The sequence below is a fragment of the Rhodococcus sp. NPDC055024 genome (assembly GCF_053608585.1).
Genome location: NZ_JBSGVT010000001.1, coordinates 947,735 through 966,611, shown reverse-complemented (window position 1 = coordinate 966,611; position 18,877 = coordinate 947,735). Strand labels below are relative to the sequence as shown.

16 protein-coding genes are annotated in these 18,877 nt (G+C 62.7%); 10 read left to right on the top strand and 6 right to left on the bottom strand.

Annotation, left to right across the window (positions count from 1 at the left end; translation table 11 throughout):
- The first annotated feature begins 10 nt into the window (after window positions 1-10).
- Genes ACWF6P_RS04400 through ACWF6P_RS04390 form a run of 3 tightly spaced genes read left to right on the top strand, consistent with a single transcriptional unit; the run spans window position 11 to window position 4,192 of the window.
- Entirely contained in the window at window positions 11-1,672 is a 1,662-nt protein-coding gene (locus ACWF6P_RS04400; RefSeq protein ID WP_452620126.1) for a class I adenylate-forming enzyme family protein, read from the top strand.
- Window positions 1,669-3,414, top strand: coding sequence for an N-acyl-D-amino-acid deacylase family protein (locus ACWF6P_RS04395; protein WP_452620125.1), 1,746 nt, complete (start codon window positions 1,669-1,671; stop codon window positions 3,412-3,414). The genes ACWF6P_RS04400 and ACWF6P_RS04395 overlap by 4 nt, the downstream gene beginning before the upstream one ends.
- Window positions 3,404-4,192: an SDR family NAD(P)-dependent oxidoreductase gene (locus ACWF6P_RS04390; protein WP_452620124.1), complete on the top strand. Its 789-nt coding sequence runs from the start codon at window positions 3,404-3,406 to the stop codon at window positions 4,190-4,192. Before ACWF6P_RS04395 ends, ACWF6P_RS04390 begins: the two co-directional genes overlap by 11 nt.
- 2 nt (window positions 4,193-4,194) lie before the next feature.
- Here ACWF6P_RS04390 and ACWF6P_RS04385 read toward each other — a convergent pair whose 3' ends face one another.
- The 3 genes from ACWF6P_RS04385 to ACWF6P_RS04375 form a co-directional block, all read right to left on the bottom strand.
- Window positions 4,195-4,674, bottom strand: coding sequence for a carboxymuconolactone decarboxylase family protein (locus ACWF6P_RS04385; RefSeq protein WP_452620123.1), 480 nt, complete (start codon window positions 4,672-4,674; stop codon window positions 4,195-4,197).
- Window positions 4,671-5,795, bottom strand: a complete 1,125-nt coding sequence (locus tag ACWF6P_RS04380; RefSeq protein ID WP_452620122.1) for an NAD(P)H-dependent amine dehydrogenase family protein — start codon at window positions 5,793-5,795, stop codon at window positions 4,671-4,673. Before ACWF6P_RS04380 ends, ACWF6P_RS04385 begins: the two co-directional genes overlap by 4 nt.
- Window positions 5,796-5,856: 61 nt before the next feature.
- Window positions 5,857-6,537 carry an NUDIX hydrolase gene (locus ACWF6P_RS04375; RefSeq protein ID WP_452620121.1) on the bottom strand — a complete coding sequence of 227 codons (681 nt, stop codon included), beginning with the start codon at window positions 6,535-6,537 and terminating at the stop codon, window positions 5,857-5,859.
- A 78-nt stretch (window positions 6,538-6,615) separates the two neighbouring features.
- Between ACWF6P_RS04375 and ACWF6P_RS04370 the strand changes: the two genes are divergently transcribed.
- The 6 genes from ACWF6P_RS04370 (at window position 6,616) to ACWF6P_RS04345 (ending at window position 16,650) form a co-directional block, all read left to right on the top strand.
- A complete protein-coding gene (locus ACWF6P_RS04370; protein ID WP_452620120.1) occupies window positions 6,616-8,538 on the top strand; it encodes an O-acetyl-ADP-ribose deacetylase in 1,923 nt (640 codons plus the stop codon).
- 271 nt (window positions 8,539-8,809) lie between these two features.
- On the top strand, window positions 8,810-9,952 hold the full coding sequence (locus ACWF6P_RS04365; protein ID WP_452620119.1) for an Ig-like domain-containing protein: 1,143 nt from the start codon (window positions 8,810-8,812) through the stop codon (window positions 9,950-9,952).
- A gap of 29 nt (window positions 9,953-9,981) precedes the next feature.
- Window positions 9,982-11,727: an Ig-like domain-containing protein gene (locus tag ACWF6P_RS04360; RefSeq protein ID WP_452620118.1), complete on the top strand. Its 1,746-nt coding sequence runs from the start codon at window positions 9,982-9,984 to the stop codon at window positions 11,725-11,727.
- 104 nt (window positions 11,728-11,831) lie between these two features.
- On the top strand, window positions 11,832-13,955 hold the full coding sequence (locus tag ACWF6P_RS04355) for a phosphocholine-specific phospholipase C (RefSeq protein WP_452620117.1): 2,124 nt from the start codon (window positions 11,832-11,834) through the stop codon (window positions 13,953-13,955).
- Between the two features lie 80 nt (window positions 13,956-14,035).
- Window positions 14,036-15,505: a cellulase family glycosylhydrolase gene (locus ACWF6P_RS04350; protein WP_452620116.1), complete on the top strand. Its 1,470-nt coding sequence runs from the start codon at window positions 14,036-14,038 to the stop codon at window positions 15,503-15,505.
- Window positions 15,506-15,588: 83 nt separating this feature from the next.
- Entirely contained in the window at window positions 15,589-16,650 is a 1,062-nt protein-coding gene (locus tag ACWF6P_RS04345) for an alpha/beta hydrolase (RefSeq protein WP_452620115.1), read from the top strand.
- A 7-nt stretch (window positions 16,651-16,657) separates the two neighbouring features.
- On the opposite strand, the gene ACWF6P_RS04340 is transcribed toward ACWF6P_RS04345, so the two are convergent.
- Window positions 16,658-16,984: a winged helix-turn-helix transcriptional regulator gene (locus tag ACWF6P_RS04340; protein ID WP_452620114.1), complete on the bottom strand. Its 327-nt coding sequence runs from the start codon at window positions 16,982-16,984 to the stop codon at window positions 16,658-16,660.
- A gap of 56 nt (window positions 16,985-17,040) precedes the next feature.
- Here ACWF6P_RS04340 and ACWF6P_RS04335 point away from each other — a divergent pair, with 56 nt between their 5' ends.
- A complete protein-coding gene (locus ACWF6P_RS04335) occupies window positions 17,041-17,925 on the top strand; it encodes an SDR family oxidoreductase (RefSeq protein WP_452620113.1) in 885 nt (294 codons plus the stop codon).
- A gap of 60 nt (window positions 17,926-17,985) precedes the next feature.
- Here the strand turns inward: ACWF6P_RS04335 and ACWF6P_RS04330 are convergent, their stop codons facing one another.
- Both ACWF6P_RS04330 and ACWF6P_RS04325 read right to left on the bottom strand, forming a co-directional pair.
- Complete coding sequence (locus tag ACWF6P_RS04330; protein WP_003943237.1) at window positions 17,986-18,114, bottom strand: hypothetical protein; 129 nt, start codon at window positions 18,112-18,114, stop codon at window positions 17,986-17,988.
- A 179-nt stretch (window positions 18,115-18,293) separates the two neighbouring features.
- On the bottom strand, window positions 18,294-18,866 hold the full coding sequence (locus ACWF6P_RS04325) for a TetR/AcrR family transcriptional regulator (protein ID WP_378530489.1): 573 nt from the start codon (window positions 18,864-18,866) through the stop codon (window positions 18,294-18,296).
- Between the last annotated feature and the right edge of the window lie 11 nt (window positions 18,867-18,877).

The following is an 18,877-nucleotide window of genomic DNA, read 5'->3' as shown; positions in this document are numbered from 1 at the left end:
GGCGCTTCACGTGACCACTTCCGCTGATACACATGCATTCATCGCGTCCGTCATGGCCGGATTGACCGGCCCCGGTGGTCCTTTCGAAATGCAAGTCGAGGATGTACTCGGCAGTTCGATGCCCGTCATGAAGAACCGTGACAAGGCACTCGGCGACGTGCTCGCCGCGTCCTTCGACTACGGCTCACGCGACTACCTGGTGACCAAGGACCGACGCTTCAGCTACCTCGAGCACGGTGAAGCCGTAGCAGCCTTGGCCACAGCGCTGCGCGAGCGGTACGGCGTCCGCAAGGGCGATCGCGTGGGCATACTTGCCGCCAATACGCCGGAATGGGTGATGACCTTCTGGGCGGCTCAGTCCCTCGGCGCCATCGCCGTCGGATTCAACTCGTGGTGGGTGGCCCGCGAGGTGGCGTACGGCATCGATCACACCACCCCCACAGTGGTGATCGCCGACGCCAAACGTGCACAAGTTCTTTCCGAACTGAACACCGAAGTTCGAGTGCTCACGATGGATGAAGATCTACCGGCCTTGATGGAGAAGTACTCGGGATCGCCACTCCCCCGCACTTCTGTCGACGAGGACGATCCGGCCGTCATCCTCTACACGAGCGGAACCAGCGGCCGCCCCAAAGGAGCTGTTCACACTCACCGAAACGTGTTGGCCGTCATCGACTACCACCGCTACAGTGATCGCCTCGCTGCGGCGTTCACCGGAAAACCCAGCGACGGCCGACCGAGTGACTTGCGGTATCTGCTGACCGCACCGCTGTTTCACATTGCAAGCCTGCATAACCTGGCGATCCCACGACTCGCGACGGGCGGAGCGGTGGTCATCCATCAGGGCGCCTTCGACGTCGACGAAGTCCTTTCCCTCGTCGAACGCGAGAAGGTCACAAACTGGGCGGTGGTCCCCACCATGGCAACCCGTCTCCTCGAACACGGCAGTCTCGAGAAGTACGACCTGACCTCACTGAGCGCCTTTGCGCTCGCGTCTGCGCCGTCATCTCCGGCCTTGCAGGACCGACTGCGCGCACGACTGCCTTTTGCGCAGCACACCTTGGTCGACAGCTACGGGCTCACCGAATCCTCCACCGGCATTTCAGTTGCCACACCACCGGAACTTGCCGCGTTCCCCGGAACTCTCGGCCGGCCGATCATCGGGGTGAGCGTAGAGGTCCGTGATCCATTCGGGATTGCGGTCCCCGACGGTGAGAAAGGTGAGATCTGCGCACGCAGCCCCTATGTGATGTTGGGGTACTGGAACGACGAGACCGCGACTGCAGCCGCCATCGGTCCTGATCGATGGCTCCGGACCGGCGACTTCGGAGTGTTCGAAGACGGTCGACTCCGCCTGACGGGCCGCCGATCCGATCTGATCCTGCGCGGCGGCGAGAACGTCTACCCCCTCGAAATCGAGCAGTGCATCGACGAGCATCCCGCTGTACTGGAATGCGCTGTGATCGGCATTGATTCGGCTGACCTCGGCCAAGAAGTTGCAGCCGTCGTCGTCTTGCGGAGCGAGGGCGCCGCCGGCGAAGAGGAACTACGTGATTACGTCGCCGAACGACTCGCCTACTTCAAGGTGCCGGTGAAGTGGAAACTGAGCACAACTCCTCTCCCCCGCAACGCAACCGGAAAAACGATACGCGCAAAGGTGGTTCTCTCATGACCTACGACGCCGTGATCAACAACGGTCTGTGGTTCGACGGCACCGGGGCGAAACCCGCTGTCCGCAATCTGGGTATCCGAGGCGGGCTGGTCACGGCCATCTCCCTCGATCCGCTCGACGAAACCGACTGTCCCCGTGTCATCGACGCACGGCGCAAGTGGGTGATCGCAGGCATCGTGGACATCCACACGCACTACGACGTCGAGATCCTGGACGGGCCTGCACTCAGTGAATCCCTGCGGCACGGGGTTACGTCGATCTTTGTCGGATCGTGTTCCCTGTCCACAATTCACGCCAACCCCTCCGATGCCGGTGATCTCTTCGGCCGCGTCGAAGCAATCCCTCGTCAGCACGTCGTCGATGCGCTCACGCGGGCCAAGACCTGGAACTCCGCAAGAGAGTACGTCGCTGCACTCGAGGCGCTTCCGCTAGGTCCCAACATTGCAGCCTTCATCGGACACTCCGACATGCGGGCCGCCGAGATGGGACTGGACCGTGCAACCCGGAAGGACGTGCGTCCCACAGACGCCGAACTCGCGTCGATGGAAGCACAGTTGACCGAGGCGCTCGACGCCGGCTTCGTCGGAATGTCCGGGCAGCAACTACTGTTCGACAAACTCGACGGCGAAACCTGCCGCTCACGAACCCTGCCGTCGACCTATTCGACTACGAAGGAACGACGCCGACTCAACGCGATCCTACGTCGCCGCGGCCGTGTATTTCAGGCCGGACCTGACCTCTCCAACCCCTTGAATACCGGTGCGATGGCATTCACCAGCGTGGGTCTCTGGCGTAAGCGACTCAAGACGAGCATGCTCTCGGCAGCTGACATCAAGTCGAACAAGCTGGCGGTGGTAATCCTCGGACCGCTGGCGCATCTGGTCAATCGACTCGGCGGCAACTTGCGCTGGCAGCACCTGCCAGTCCCCTTCGAGGTATATGCCGACGGCATCGATCTGGTCGTCTTCGAGGAGTTCGGATCCGGCGCTGCGGCACTGCATCTGACTGATGAGATGGAACGCAACGTTCTGATGCAGAGCGAGGAGTACCGTCGACAATTCCGCAAGGACTACGACCAGAAGTTCGGCGTCAAAGTCTGGCATCGCGATTTCTTCGACGCCGAGATCGTAGCCTGCCCTGATGAATCCCTTGTCGGCAAGAGCTTCGGGCAGGTCGGCGTCGAACGTGGCGGCCTACACCCTGTCGATGCCTTCCTGGATCTGGTCCTCGAACACGGCACGAAGGTTCGGTGGCGCACAACCATCTCTAACCACCGGCCGGAAATTTTGGACAAGTTCGCCCGGGACAACGGCGTCCAACTCGGATTTTCCGACGCCGGAGCACATTTGCGCAACATGGCGTTCTACAACTTCGGCCTACGACTGTTGCGCCGAGTCTACGACGCCCAAAAGATCGGCCGGCCCTTCATGACGGTCGAGGCAGCCGTGCATCGTCTCACCGGTGAACTGGCCGAGTGGTACGACGTGGATGCAGGACACCTGCGATTGGGTGACCGCGCCGACCTCGTCGTCATCGATCCCGCCCATCTCGACGATTCACTCGAGACCTACGCGGAGAGCCCGGTTGTGGAGTACGACAACCTCTCACGCATGGTCAATCGCAACGATCAGACCGTGACCGCAGTGTTCGTCGGCGGCGAGTACGTCTTCGGCGACGGAGAAGCAGCACCGGTTCTCGGCAACCGCCGAACCGGAAAGTTCTTGAAGGCAGGTGCCCATTAACACGTCCAGATTTGCCGGCAAAACCGCGGTTGTCACCGGCGCGGCATCAGGTATCGGTGCGGCCATCGCCCTACGGCTACTCAGCGAAGGTGCACAGGTAGCCGGAATCGACATCGCTGCAGATGCTTTGAAGGCGATTGCGGCTCAACACGACGGTTCATATCTCGCCGCACCGGCCGACGTCACCCAGGAATCCGATGTTGCCGAAGCAATTGCCGCGGCGGCAGCGGAGTTCGGTGGGATCGACATTGCCTTCAACGTTGCCGGCGCATCGCGGGTGGGGCAGATCGTCGACCTCGAGGAGGCCGACTGGGACTTCACCATCGATTTGGTTCAGAAGGGCGTCTTCCTCTGCACCAAACATGAAGCGCGGCATATCCGAGAGCACGGTCGCGGCGGTGCGATAGTCAACGTATCCTCCCTCAACGCGCACGTACCGAGCCCCTATGGAAGCGCATACGCGACGGGTAAGGCCGGGGTCGAGATGTTCAGCAAGAATGCCGCGATCGAACTGGCTGCGTCGCGAATCCGGGTCAATTCCGTTCTACCCGGCCTGGTCGACACGCCGTTGGTCGCGCCGGTCATGAACTACGAACCCGCCCGCGACATGTTCCTCAGCCGAATCCCCATGTCCCGAGCAGCAACTCCCGACGAGATCGCCGGACCCTGTCTCTATCTCGCCAGCGATGACGCCTCGTACATCACCGGGACCAGTCTGGTCGTCGACGGTGGCTGGGAAGTCTCGAACTACCCGGACCTGACAACGCTGGGTAACTAGGTTCAGTTGCCGGGCAACACGCATTGAGTGTCGAGACCGAGGACGTGGTTGAGCCTGCCGAAGGCCAACCACGACCCAAGGCACATGCTCAACTCGACGATTTCCGGCTGGGAGTAGTGAGCGGTCATGCGTTCCCAGAACTCGTCGTCGAGTCCGTGGTGGTCGAGGGCGTATCTCTCGGCGTACTCGGCAGCGAGGCGTGTTCTGTCGTCGAAGGCATCGGTGGTGCGCCAGTCGGTGACAGCCTGATCGAACGTCGACTCCACCGTTTCGCCGTCGCGCTCGGTGCGCCAGTCCTGACAGAAGATGCATCCGTTGATCTGAGCGATCCTGAGCCGGGCCGCTTCGAACTCGCGGAGGCCGAGAGTGCCGTCCGTGTAGACCTTTTGGGAGAATCCAGCCGCTGCAGGCCCGATGCCGGGGACCATCTCACCCCACACGTAGCCGATCGGATTCTTACCTTCGGGAATGTCGATGTTCATGTGAGTACCTCCGAGTTTCGGGCACCGAGCTTGCCGACGCCTGGTGTGAGCGGAACGTCCAGCGCGTCGTAAAGGCCGGGTTCGGCCTGACGCAACCAAGGAATTGCATTGACGAGACGTCCTACGGCCGTGGCGTTTCCGCCGGCCGCGCGGTTTCCACCTTCATCGGTGGCCTCGACGTTGATCTCTATTCGTGGTCGTCCTTCGACGATCACCTTGTGCGCACCGTCGCCACCGTCGGGTGGAAGCGGCCAATCGCGGGCACAGGACGGATGAATACGCGTGACGTGTTCGATCACGATCAAGGGTTCCCCGCCGACGATTCCCTGAACCTCGAATCGCAGTGCGCCTTGGGTGCCGGCCGCGAACTCCCCCATATGTTCGGTCGACACGGTTTCCTCGAGCGGGCGGCGCAGCAAGGTCTCGCGGATCTCGTCGAGTTCCACCCCGAGTGCCCGCGCGATGAGTCGAATCTGCCCGCCCCAGACCATGGTGGGAACACTGGGCGCGACCATCGGAGGTTCGTAGTCCATCGGCTGCCCCATTCCGATCAGGTAGCGCACCGAATCCGGTTGTTCGTAGGTCGTGTAGTCGAAGATTTCCTGACACCGAATCTGATCGATTGTCCCCGCGAGCCCGCTGACGAGAATCGGCAGGATGTCGTTGCCCCAACCCGGATCGATACCGGAGACGAACAGGGCGCCGCTGCCTGCCTTGGCAGCAGCTTCGACGGGATCTCGAAGTTCCGGAGGTGCCGATTTCGGGTCGTACAGCGCATATACGGATGGCGTGACCACCACAGCTCCGGCGGCCAGAGCCCGCGTGATGTCGGCAACCGCGTCATCGGGCCGAATGTCGCCGGACGCCGCGTAGACCACCGCGCCGGGAGACGCTGCGAGCACGGCCTCGGCGTCGTCGGTAGCCGCGACGCCCAGGTGCACTCCCAGATCGGCGAGGTCACCGGCGTCTCGCCCGACCTTTGCAGGGTTGGCAACGATGACGCCGACAAGTTCGAGGGCCGGATTGGCGGTCACAGCGCGAATCGACGCACGCCCGACGTTGCCGGTACCCCACACGACAGTTGGAATCTTGGACTCGGCTTCATTCGAAACTGCACCCATCAATCGGACATTACCCAGCTCAGCGCGTCAGGTCAGCAGAACTGCAAGAATTCGTTTCACTTCATCCGGTCAAAAAAGCCATTGCCTGCGCAGTCAGCGCGCCGTCACCCCGTCTCCGGTACGTCTCCGCCGGCCGGCCGTTACCGGGCCTGCTCATCTCGCCGGTACTTTCGAGCGCGTCCATCACCTGCCGGCGGAAGCTGTCCTTCTGGAAGGGACGATCGAAGATCACCTCGTAGAGTCCTCTGAGTTCGGCAACGGTGAACGTCCCGCCCGACAATCCGTCCGGATCCACGTAGGACGCATACCTCGTGCGTAGGTCCGTGACCGCGAGTCGCACCATGTCGGCGTGATCGAATGCGAGTCCGCTCACTGCCTCGTCGTCGTACACATCGACGAGAAGCGCCGAATCGGGCAGTGCCGATTCCGGTAGGCAAGCCGTGTGTGCGACCGACAAAACCCATCCACGGTCGTCGCGGTCCGGTCGGTCGAAGATCGCCAACTGGTGGAAGCTCGTCTGGGCCAACTCTGCCTTGACCGACAGGGCACGATCGGCAGCGGCCGTGAGCAATTCGCGTTCGTGCAGAAATGTTCCCGGTAGCGCCAGCGCACCGAGACGGTGCCGAACCACCAGAACTTTCAGAGATCCACCGCTGTACGTCAGCACCGCGACGTCCACTGCCACAGACGGACGCGGATAGTCCGTCAATCCCTTGCCGCTCGTGTCTGTCCATTTATTCACCCTTGCATGTTATCTCAAACATGATCTATGGTTAGCGCAAAGTTGATCAAACGATCATCGCGAACCGAAGAGGTGGCTATGAAACTCACCGCACAGCAGTCCGATCGAGCGGCCGGCGTTCTGCTCGGCACCGCAGCAGGAGACGCACTCGGCGCCGGCTACGAATTCACCTACCCGAAGGCCGAGGTCACGATCGACATGATCGGTGGCGGCCCGTTCGACTGGGCGCCGGGAGAATGGACCGACGACACCTCGATGGCAGTTGCGATCGCCGAGGTGGCCGCTACCGGAATCGACATCGGAAGCGCTGACGGTCTCGATGCCATTGCAGCACAGTTCATCCGGTGGTACGACTCGAAGCCCGCGGACATCGGCAACCAGACGCGAGCAGTGTTGTCCGTCCGCTCCGAAAGCGCAGCGGCGATGGCGGATCGTGCGCGGGCGATCAGCGGCCGCAAGGCCGGCAACGGCTCGCTCATGCGGACTGCTCCCGTCGCCCTCTCCTACTTGGACGATGCAGAAGGTGCCAGGTCGGCAGCGCACCGGATCAGTTCACTCACGCACGACGACCCGCGTGCCGGACAGGCGTGCGAGTTGTGGACCTACGCCATCCGTCATGCGGTTGTGGTCGGCAACTTCGACGGCGTTCGAGGCTTCCTCTCCGTTGCCGATCAGGAGATCGCCGAATACTGGGGCCCGCTGCTCGATCAGGCCGAAACCGGGAACCCGCAGGACTTCTCCAAGAACGGTTGGGTGGTGCATGCACTTCAGACTGCTTGGTGGGCAATCACTTCCACGGACAATGGCGATGCTCGCCACCTCCAGTACGCATTGGAAGCAGCCGTACGAGCCGGCGGGGACACCGACACGACCGCGGCTATCGCAGGCGGGTTGCTCGGCGCCCGTTGGGGAGCATCGGCAGTTCCCGCGCGCTGGCGCCGAATCATGCACGGCTGGCCGGGATATCGTTCCTCCGATCTGGTTCGCCTGGCGATCAAGACTGCTCGCGGCGGCACCGACGACCAGAACGGTTGGCCGTCGACGGCAGAACTCGACTACTCGAGGTTCCGCGGAACCCACCACCTGACGACGCACCCGCACGACGACGGCGTCATGCTCGGCGGCGTCGATGCGGTGTCCACTGCGGACTACGACGCCGTGGTCAGCCTGTGCCGCATGGGAAACCGACAGGTCAGCTCCGAACACGTCGAGTTCTGGTTGGTCGACGACGGTCATGATGCCAACTCCAACCTCGAGTTCGTTCTCGACGACGCAGCGCGCACTGTCCAGGCGTTGCGAGCTGAGGGAAAGCGCGTACTTCTGCATTGCGTTCAGGCGCACAGTCGCACGCCGTCGGTTGCGGCGCGGTACTCGATGTTGATCGGACGTGATCCCTACGACGTACGCTCGGCTATGCCGTGGGCTCGCCCGAAGCGCGAACTCTGGAACACCGCCGTCGGAAACACCGCCGTCGGAAACACAGGAGGATCCATGCCCGCTATTACAGTCGTCGAAGGTGACATCACGACGCTGACCGTCGACGCCATCGTCAATGCGGCCAATTCGAGGCTCCTCGGTGGCGGCGGTGTCGACGGCGCGATCCACCGAGCCGGAGGACCGGAGATCCTGAAGGCTTGCGAGGTGTTGCGCAACACCAGCCTTCCCGACGGTCTGCCGGTGGGTGCGGCCGTAGCCGCCACCGCGGGAAAGCTCCACGCCAAGGCCGTGATTCACACCGTCGGACCGAGATATTCGCGATCCGAGGACCGCTCCGGATTGCTTCGATCGGCGTACACGCGCAGTCTCGCCGTGGCCGACTCGATCGGCGCCCGTACGGTCGCCTTTCCGCTGATCTCGGCCGGGGTCTACGGTTGGCCGAAGGAAGATGCGGTCCGGCAGGCCGTTTCAGCGATTCGCGCGGCGAAGACCGAGGTCGAGACGGTCACGCTGGTCGCATTCAACAAGGAGACGGCAGACCTGATGCGCCGCGCCATCGCCTGACCGTTCACCGGGCCCACATCACACCACGTTGAACCTCTCCAGATCGATCAATCACGTGGAGAAATTTCATCGGTTGGACGTATGTCCAACAATTTGTCCGATTCGCATATCTCCGGTCCGGCTCTGTGTTCTACTCCTCTCCAGGGTTTGAGCTGGTGGTAAGCAGACGACAAGACGCATTCGCTTCTCTGTCAGCTCGAGGCCGGTTCCCGGACCCGGCTTTCAGCCGAGAGCTCGATATTTTTTCGAGCGCTACTCAAGGAGAATGTGAATGGTGTCGACGTTGATGCGCCGAGGAGTAGGGGTGGCCGCGTCCTTGACCGGATGCGTTGCCCTGGTCGTCGGCGGAGCGGGAATCTCGTCCGCAGCTGATGTGAACCTTCCGTTCACGGCATCGTGCCACGGGTGGCAGTTCCCCGGGCCGATCACACACAACGAGACGCGCGATTCCGGCGTCACGATCAGTGCCCCATCCGTGGTCCCGCCGAACTCCACCTTCACTTACCGTCTCGCCCCCAAGCCGATGACGGTCCCCAAAGACGGTTACGACCTCAGGTCCGTCGTGAACTGGACCCGACTGAAGTTCGATTTCGATATCCCCGCAGGCACCACCTACGTGGGGGCGCAGATCGTGGCGGGCACCAGCTCGAATCTGGGTGGGGTCGCCCCGACGATCACGCGGGTGAACGATGCCGGTTCACCCGATCCGAGTGGGACGCATCTTCGTATCTCCGGCAACAACATCACCGCGGGCAACGGACCCAACACCGACAACAACGGCGGCGGCGGAATCGAGGTCGGTGGAAGAAAGACGTTCCAGCTCCCGGCAGTTGACGTCACCGTCACGTCCGGGGCCGTCGGCACCCAGATCAAGCCCATGCTGCGCGTGTCCGACACCAACTCGGGTTCCTACGACAGTGCCGCCAACTACCTGACCTTCCTGCAACAGGAGACGCTGCTCGGTGGCGTCAAATACTGGCTGACCACCAATTGCTCACCACGCGACAATCGTTCGGCCGGATTGAACGCAGGCGGCCAGCCACTCGCCGTGATCAACGTCGACTCCAGCCTCGCTCAGACACAGACGCGAATCGAAGCGCCCGGTAAGGCCGTCGTCGGTGACTCCGTGGAGTTGACGGCAACGGTCACTCCGTGGCCGTCGGGTGGAACAGTGCAGTTCCGTGACGGTGGGGTAGACCTCGGCGCTCCGGTGGCCGTCGTCAACGGTGTCGCAAAGGCCAACCGCACGATGACAACAGCGGGCGACCACAACATCACGGCGTACTACACGGGCTCTGCAGGCTTCATGGAGTCGATGTCGGGCGCCGTGACGATCAACGTCGTCGAACCGTCCGAGCCCGAGCCTGGCACCGGGAGCCTCGGCAGCCTCGGCACCGCCGGATTCGGGTCGTGAAATCTGTGAGCAGAAACCAGGATTCGTCGATGAACTCGAAACTGCTACGCGGCTCTGCGATTGCAACCGTCTCGGTGCTGGCCGGCGGCTTGTTCTCGATCGCCGGCGGCGGGATCGCCTCTGCGGCCCCCGAGACTAAGAGCGTGCCCTTCACGACTGCATGCCACGTGCGCGAGATGGACGGTGTGGCAAGCCCGATCACGTTCAACGAGACGCTCGGATCGGGGGTCACCATCACCGCGCCGACCACCGCGGCACCAGGTGAGACCATCACCTACCGCGTGCAGCCGAACGAGATGAAGGCAAACAGCGGCGGCCATGCCAGCCGTGGAGTCGTGCATTGGGCCCGTATCAAGTACGACTTCGACATCCCGTCCGGCGTCGAATTCGTGAGTTCCCAGCTTGTGGCGGACAGTGCGTACGGCCTCGGATCCGACAGTGCCACCCCGACAGTCACACGGATCGACGACGGCGGTAATCCATCGGCATCCGGTACGCACCTGCGTATCTCCGGATCGAATCGAACCACCGGAAACGGTCCGTCCTCCGCAGTTCGATCGAGTGACGGCATCATCGTCGGTGCCAACACCAAGTTCCGACTCCCCGCAGTCGACGTCACGGTCAAAGCCGGTGCGGCCGGTACCGAGATCAAGCCTTCGCTGAGGGTTTCCGATCCCGGTTCCGCCAACTACGACGACGACCGAAATGCGCTCACATTCGTCCAGCGCGAAAAGGATGTCTTCACAGTCAACTACTGGGAGCGCTACAACTGCTCCCCGCGGGACAACAGGAACTCCGGCCTCAACGCCGGTGGGCAGGCCCTGACCACCATCTACGTCAGCCAACCGACAACCACCACAATCCAGATGCCCGGCTCGATCCAAGCCAGCACACCGACCGAGCTTGTCGCAAAGGTGGATCCGGCTCTGGTCAACGGAAACGTGCAGTTCAGGGTGGACGGCGCCGACGTCGGTACACCGGTCACTCCGGGCGCCGACGGCACTGCCCGGCTACCGCATACCTTCTTCACCGCCGGAACCGCGCGGGTCTCCGCAACGTTCCAGGGAGTCAACGGATTCCAGAGTTCCAACTCGACCGAGGCAATGGTCACGGTGACTGCCGCACCTGTCGTCAAGCAGACCGACACTGCCGTGAACGTTCCTACCGATGCGAAGACGGGCATATCGGTGTCGCTGAGGGCGCAGGTCACGCCGACACCCGCCGGTGGCACTCTCCAGTTCAAGGACGGCGCTGCAGATATCGGCGCTCCGATCCCGGTGGGCGCTGACGGCAAAGCCACTCTGGAACATGCCTTCACCTCGGCTGGATCTCATGCCGTCTCGGCCTACTACTCCGGCGCAACAGGATTCATGCCGTCGATGGCATCCGCTCAAACGGTCACCGTGTCTGATCCCGCACCGTCCGATGTCACCACCTCGACCTCACTGGCAGCTCCCGCGACGGCCAAGCAGAATGTCGCGGCAGAACTGTCCGCGACGGTCACCCCCAACCCCGGCCGGGGCTCGGTTCAGTTCTACGACGGCGACCAACCCATCGGACAGCCCGTTGTCGTCGGAGTCGATGGAGTGGCGCGACTGACGCACACTTTCGTATCGACGGGCGATCATCGGATCAAGGCGTCATACGCCGGGCGAAGTGGATTCACACAGTCCGCGTCGGACGAATCCGTCGTCAAGGTTTCTGCTGCGCCTGACGACGGCGGGAACGGCGGTTCGGGCAGCCTCGGTTCACTGGGCGGTCTCTTCGGTTCCTGATCGAATTCTTCTCGACACTGTTGCCGCTGCACCGATTCGGAGCAGCGGCAGCAGCATGTCGCGGCCGTGGTCATAGAACTGATTGATTTATCGATGGAGCACAAGTGTCCAGGAATTCTCTTTCTCGACGGTCGTTTCTCGCCGCCGGGGTCGGTGCGACTGCAGTCGCCGCTACTTCCCTTCTGCCGCCGTCGCTTCAACGTGTACTGGCGACACCCGCAAACTCCGGCGGGCTCGATTCGATCGAGCATGTAGTCCTCGTCATGCAGGAGAACCGATCTTTCGACCACTACTACGGCGCGCTGAGGGGTGTTCGCGGCTTCGGTGATCCGAATGCGTTGCGTCTACGCAGCGGCCACAGCGTCTTCGAACAACCCGGTCCTACCGGTCCTGTGCTCCCCTTCCCCATCCGCGATTCCGCTGCGGCACAACGCATGGACACCCAGAACGTGACCGGACTCGACCACGGCTGGTCGGGCGGACATGCCGCACTCGCCGACGGCTGGCACGACGGTTGGATCGCGGCAAAAACCAGTACGACAATGGCGTACTACGACCGGCAAGACATCCCGTTCCATTACGAACTGGCGGACGCGTTCACGATCTGCGACGCCTACCACTGCTCCGTGCCGACATCGACGAGCCCCAACCGGAACTATTGGGTCTCTGGATACACCGGATACGAGCCACTCTCGCCGAATCCAACAGAGTCGGTAATTCCTTCGGATCCACCGGGCCCGGAGGGGCGAGCCGTAACCAATGCGGCCTACAACCCCTGGCACGCCGGTTACGGATGGACGACGGTCCCCGAGCGGCTGCAGTCCGCCGGCATTTCCTGGAAGACCTACCAGGAGTGGGACAACTTCGGCGACAACAACCTCGAATACTTCACTGCTTTCAAGAAGGTGGCGGCAGGGCTGCTCGGCCGGCCTAGCCTGCTCCCTTTCGAACTGCAGACCTTGGCCGGGTTCTATCTCGCTCTGCCGTCGATGCCGCCACCGGCCCAGGACGCAGCGGTGCGTGCGCTGGAGACCGCTGCAGATCAACTGTCCCCTGCTGATCGCCAACTCTACGATCGCGCGTTGTACCGATCCCGGCCCGGCACGCTGGCCGCCGAGTTCAGGAAAGACGTCGAGTCGGGGACACTGCCTCGAGTCAGCTATCTTGTTCCGTCCGAAGTGGATTCGGAGCATCCTTCGGGATCGTCACCAGCGGCGAGCGCAACACTGCTCTACCAAGTGCTCGACGCCATCGCCTCCGATCCGGATCTATGGGCGAAGACGGCCGTGATCGTCAACTTCGACGAGAACGACGGCTACTTCGACCACGTACCGCCGCCCAGACCACCGCGCTCGATCGAAACCGAATGGGTCGGCAATCAGCCGCTCGGCCTCGGTCCGAGGGTGCCGATGACGATCATTTCGCCATGGACCGTCGGTGGTTTCGTCTGTTCGCAGGTATTCGACCACACGTCCGTCACGCAGTTTCTGGAGAAGCGGTTCGGAATCACGCAACCGGAAATCGACCCGTGGCGACGTACGGTGAGTGGCGACCTCACGTCGGCGTTCGACTTCGCCAACCCGCGTAGCCGGCCTACGTTGGCGCGCCCGCAACCGACACCGCCGCTGGAACCGCGATGGACGCCAACACCTCCCACCGAACAGAGGATGCCCGTGCAGGAAGGGGGAACTCGACCTGCGCGAGCACTTCCCTATCAGCCCGACGCCTATGCGACGGTGGATCCGGGCGCCGGCTCGTTGACGGTCCATCTGGCCAATACCGGTGCCGCATCAACGCACCTGGCCTTGTACCCGTATGCGGGTGAGTTCGACGAGCCGCGACACTACGACGTCGTCGGTGAAGTCGACGACGTCGTTGCGCTCGCTGACCAGGTCTACAGCCTGACCCTGTTGGGTCCCAATGGTTTCAGACGAGAGTTCGCCGGAGCGAGCGACAGTGCGGCAGCTTCGCTCGACGTCTACACCACCGTCGACACGGGGTCACGCACGCTTGTTCTGTCCGCGACCAATTCCGGTAACCGCGCACTGTCCGTCGATGTGGACGGGGATCGACGCAGGCTCGGAGCGGGTGCACGCGGTCGGTGGACGGTGCCGTCAGTCGACGGTTGGTATCAGGCCGCCGTGACGGTCGACGAAGATCCGAATTTCCGGCGACTGCTCGTCGGACACATCGAGAACGGGCGGACCAGTGTCAGCCAACCGACGTGAGTCTGCACCGAGTAAACAAGCCCAGATCTGAATTCCCAGTGGGACAGGTCAATCAAGTCACACTTCCCGTAGGAGGCTCCATGCGTCGAATCCCGCTCTCAGCACTGATCATCGCTGGCTCGTTGGTTTTGGGCAGCGGCGTTGCCGCGGCCGAGAGCAGCCTGCCCATGCCAGGGAGTGCCGGCGGCACCGATGTGCCACCGTCGTATCTGACCGACGACGCGGGCCGCTCGCTGATCCTGAGAGGGTTCAACACGGCGTCGAGCGCGAAAAGCTCACCGGACGGCATGCCGGAGTTCACCGAAGCGGATCTCGAACGCGAACATGCCGACATGGGAACAAATTTCGTGCGTTTCCTGATCTCCTGGCGTTCGGTGGAACCCGAGCCTGGACAGTACGACCAGGAGTATCTGGACCGTGTCGAGGACCGAGTCGGCTGGTACGCCGATCGCGGCTACAAGGTCATGCTCGACATGCATCAAGACGTCTACTCCGGCGCGATCACTCCAGAAGGCAACAGTGGCAACGGCGCCGGCAACATCGGCAACGGCGCACCGGCCTGGGCGACCTACATGGACGGCCTTCCGGTCAGCCCTCAAGACCGGTGGGAGCTGTACTACATCCAACCCGGTGTGATGCGCGCCTTCGACAACTTCTGGAACACGACCGGTCAACACCCCGAACTGGTCGAGCACTACGCGAACGCCTGGCAGGCAGTGGCCGAGCGTTTTGCCGACAATGGCACCGTCGTGGCATACGACCTGATGAACGAGCCGTGGGGCGGTTCCCTGCAGGGACCTGCATTCGAAGGTGGACCCCTCGCCGCCCTGTATCAGCGAACCACTGACGCCATCAGGGAAGTGGATCAGGACAGTTGGGTATGTGTGGCCCCGCAAGCGGTCGGCGTCAACCAAGGTGTCCCCAGCGGGCTCACGAAGATCAACGACCCACGAGCAGGCGAACAGCGAATCGCGTACTGCCCGCACCTGTATCCGTTGCCCCTCGACCTCGGTGACGGATACTCAGGCATCTCGCGCACTCTCACCGACGCGACCATCGACACCTGGCGCGACAGCGTCGAACACATCGCAGGCAACGTACTCGGCGGCGCTCCGATCATCCTCGGCGAATTCGGGCTCGACACAACACTGCCCGGCGCAGCCGACTACATCAACCGCGTCTACACGACCGCGCGCGAACTCGGCGCGGGTGTCTCGTACTGGTCGAGCGACCCCGGACCTTGGGGCCCGTACCTGCCGGACGGAACGCAGACACTCCTCGTCGACACTCTGAACAAGCCCTATCCGCGTGCCGTCGCGGGCACACCCACCGAATGGTCGTCAGCCGTTGACCACCTTCAGTTGACGTTCAATCCGGACCCCGCAGTGATGGCACCAACCGAGATCTATCTACCCGAGAGCGGCTTTCCCGGCGGCGTCGACGTCGCGGGCGCCGACATAGTGAACTGGAACCCCCAACGCCGCCTTCTCACAGTGGAAACCGCGGATGACACGGGTCCGGTCACAGTCACGGTCACTCCGGCAGCCTGATCTCGAGTGTCAGAGTTCCTGGATATTTGTCCAGTTCTTTCGTAACGTACAAGCGACGGGTGATCAGCCGACGGAAGGCGAGTATGTCCACGGAGAAGATGTCTGTCCAAGATCGTGTTGCGCGGGTGGTTCTCGATGTCGTTGGTGCCCTGCCGACCGGCGCGCAGCGCATTCTCGGTGGCAAGCCGAAGGAAATCGACGGGCAGACTCTGCACCCCGAGATCCAACTTGCACTGCGATTGCTATCCGCAGTCGAAGGCACGAGCTTCGAGCATCTTCCGGTCGAAGAGGGGCGAGCCCAGATCGACGCCGAATCGCGGCTGTTCGGCGGTACTCCCATCGACATCGAGACGGTTCGAGACATCGAGATCCCGGCTGCGGACCACACCATTCCCGCACGGCTGTATCGACCGGCCGGGGTGCCAACGCCCGCTCCACTTTTGGTGTACTTCCACGGCGGCGGGTTCGTCCTCGGCAGCCTCGAGAGCGGCGACAGTGTGTGCCGCTTCCTGGCCCGTCACGGCGAAATCAGCGTGTTGTCGGTGGACTACCGGCTTGCGCCGGAGTTCCCGTTCCCCGCCGGGGTCGACGACGCCGTCGCCGCATTCCGTTACTGCGTCGAGCATGCCGCGGAACTTGGCATCGATCCGAAATCCATTGCGGTGGGCGGAGACAGCGCCGGCGGGAACCTGGCGGCTGTCGTCGCGCAGTCCACAACAGAAGACGACGTCAAGCCGGCATTCCAGCTGCTCTTCTTTCCCTGGGTGGACCTCTCGTCGAAGCGTCCGTCGCACAAGATGTTCGGCACGGACTTCTTTCTCACCGATGCCCAATTAGATTGGTATGCAGCCCATTACCTGTCGGGTGGCACTTCGGCTCACGACCCGCGAGTCTCCCCGCTACTCACTCCGGATCTGGCCGGCCTGCCGCCGGCCTACGTTGCCGTCGCCGGTTTCGACCCACTGCGCGACGAGGGTGAGGAATACGCGAACCGGCTGCGAGAGGCCGGAGTTCCGGTCGCACTGAGGCGTCACAGTGGATTGATCCATGCCTTCGTAAACACCACCGGTGTCGGCCATACCGGTCAAGATGCGATGTTCGAGGCCTGCGGTGCTCTGCGGGTGGGACTTTCGGGCCCGCACTGAAGGCAGGTCACGAAACGGGGAGTGCCAGATCCGCCCACTCGACCATCGCTTCGAGCACTGTGCGCAGTTCCATCCCCGTCGCGGTGAGTTCGTACTCCACCCGCGGCGGTACCTCGGCGTAGGCGGTCCGGGTCACCAGGTCGAACTCCTCGAATCGCTTGAGCCTGGCTGAGAGTGTCCTGGGACTGATACCCGGCAGAGCGCGTCGTAGTTCGGTGAAGCGCATGGGGCCGTGCGTGAGCTCACGAACGATGAGGGTCGCCCACGGTCCGTCCAGGACCAGCAGGAAGCGCGCAACGCCACACTCCGGAAGTACGTGACCTGATTCACTCATCGATTCCCCATTAGTTCACTTGAAGTAACTGGTTCCCGATGTGAACTATAGGCGTCATGACTTACACAGTGCATGGCGCCACCGGCGCCCAAGGTTCTCCCGTCCTCACGAGATTGGTTACGGCCCTCGCCGGATCGGCCGGCGCCGAGGTCCGAGCAATCACCCGCAACCTTGACCAGACGTTCGAGGGCGCGAACACCGTCGTCGCGGATAATACGTCCGTCAACTCTCTCGCCGACGCGTATCGCGCGGCAGACGGGGTGTTCTTCCATCTGCCACTCGCCGGTGACACGGAGACGCTCGCGGGATACGCCCGAAACGTTCTGGCAGCAGCGAAAGTGGCACGTCCTTCGAGGTTCGTGATCTCGACCAGCGGTACGGTGATCGGCGACGCTACTTCGCCGCTTACCGGCCCCAACACACCCGTTCTCGCCGAACTCGTCGACGGGCTTCGTGCCGAAGGAATCGCAGTGACAGTCCTGACCCCGCGACTGTTCCTCGAAAATTTGCTTCTCCCTACCGTGCTGTCGGGAGTGAAAGACGAAGGTGTCCTGCGGTACCCATTGCGTGCAGATCTCGCGGTCGCATGGGGTTCGCACCTCGATGTCGCTGATGCAGCCGTTGCAGCTCTGACCCTCGACGTAGCACCGGACGCAGTCGACATCGGACAGATTCCGGCGATCACCGGCGTCGAATTGGCCGAGGCGTTCGCCGAACACCTCTCGCACGCGGTAACTTTCGAAGCCGTGACACCCGAGGAGTTCGGTGCGTCGATCACGCCGATCATCGGAGCGGGAGCGGCGGCCGGGGTTGCTCAGCTCTACGCAGGACTCGCAACTGCCGACAACGTCGCGTTCGACTCTGCGACGGGTTCTGCCGCTGTCCTGGGCATCAGTGCACGCAACACCCAGGCCTGGCTGACAGATCTCGGGGTGAACTGACCGGACAGCGCAAACGGCCGGCTCCGCGAAGGATCGCGTGGAGCCGGCCGTTTTCCGGGGTTACCGGTGCGTGCGGGTCTTCAACTGGCGGTTCAGCTGCCGACTCCCGAAGTCCAGACCGGCACCGTCACTGGTGGCCAGCACGGTGAGTCCAGCGGCGACCAGCAACGAAATAAGCACAACGCTCATGGTGAGTCACCTTTCTTCCTGTCGTGAAACGGTTTTGCGCCTCCGGGAAATGTCGACATATCCGGCACCCCACTTCAGCTGACCTCAAAGTATATGTAACTATGGGTTACGCGCAATGTGTGGTCCCTCACCTGAAAGCGCAGGGTGATGCGCAGATCACGCCGATTTCGACGGCGGACTTACCTGGCTAGAACCATGTTCACGAACTCGTCAGCGAGTGCGTGACGGCCCGCACCGCTGCGAGGAACCGCATCGGGTGCACTGTGCACCAGCTGCATCTGCCCGAGGTACATCGAATATGCAAGTACGCCACGATGTTCCGCCTTGTGCCTGTCCATACCCAGATCGGCCAACAACGTCACGATGTACGCAACGCGACGCTCGGTGACACGTCGAACCGCCGCCGAAACCAATGGATGGTCGATCCCGGCAAGTAGTTCCAACTCCGCACGGCGATCGGCCAATCCGGTCGTGACCGAATCCACCAGACGACGCAATCGCGCCTCCGCCGGTTCACCAGAGGACTCGACGGACGAGATCAGTCTCTCGGTTGCCACAACTTCCCACCGATCGAGCGCAGCCTGCAGCAACTCGTCGCGGTTGGCGAAGTGCCAATAGAAGGAACCCTTGGTCGATCCGAGCGTGCGCGCCACCTTTTCCACGGCAACTGCATCAGGCCCATGGCTGGCCAGAGCCTGGAAAGCTGCATCGATCCACTGGTCGCGAGAAAGTCGGGCGCGGGCATTCGTCACCTCCGTACGGT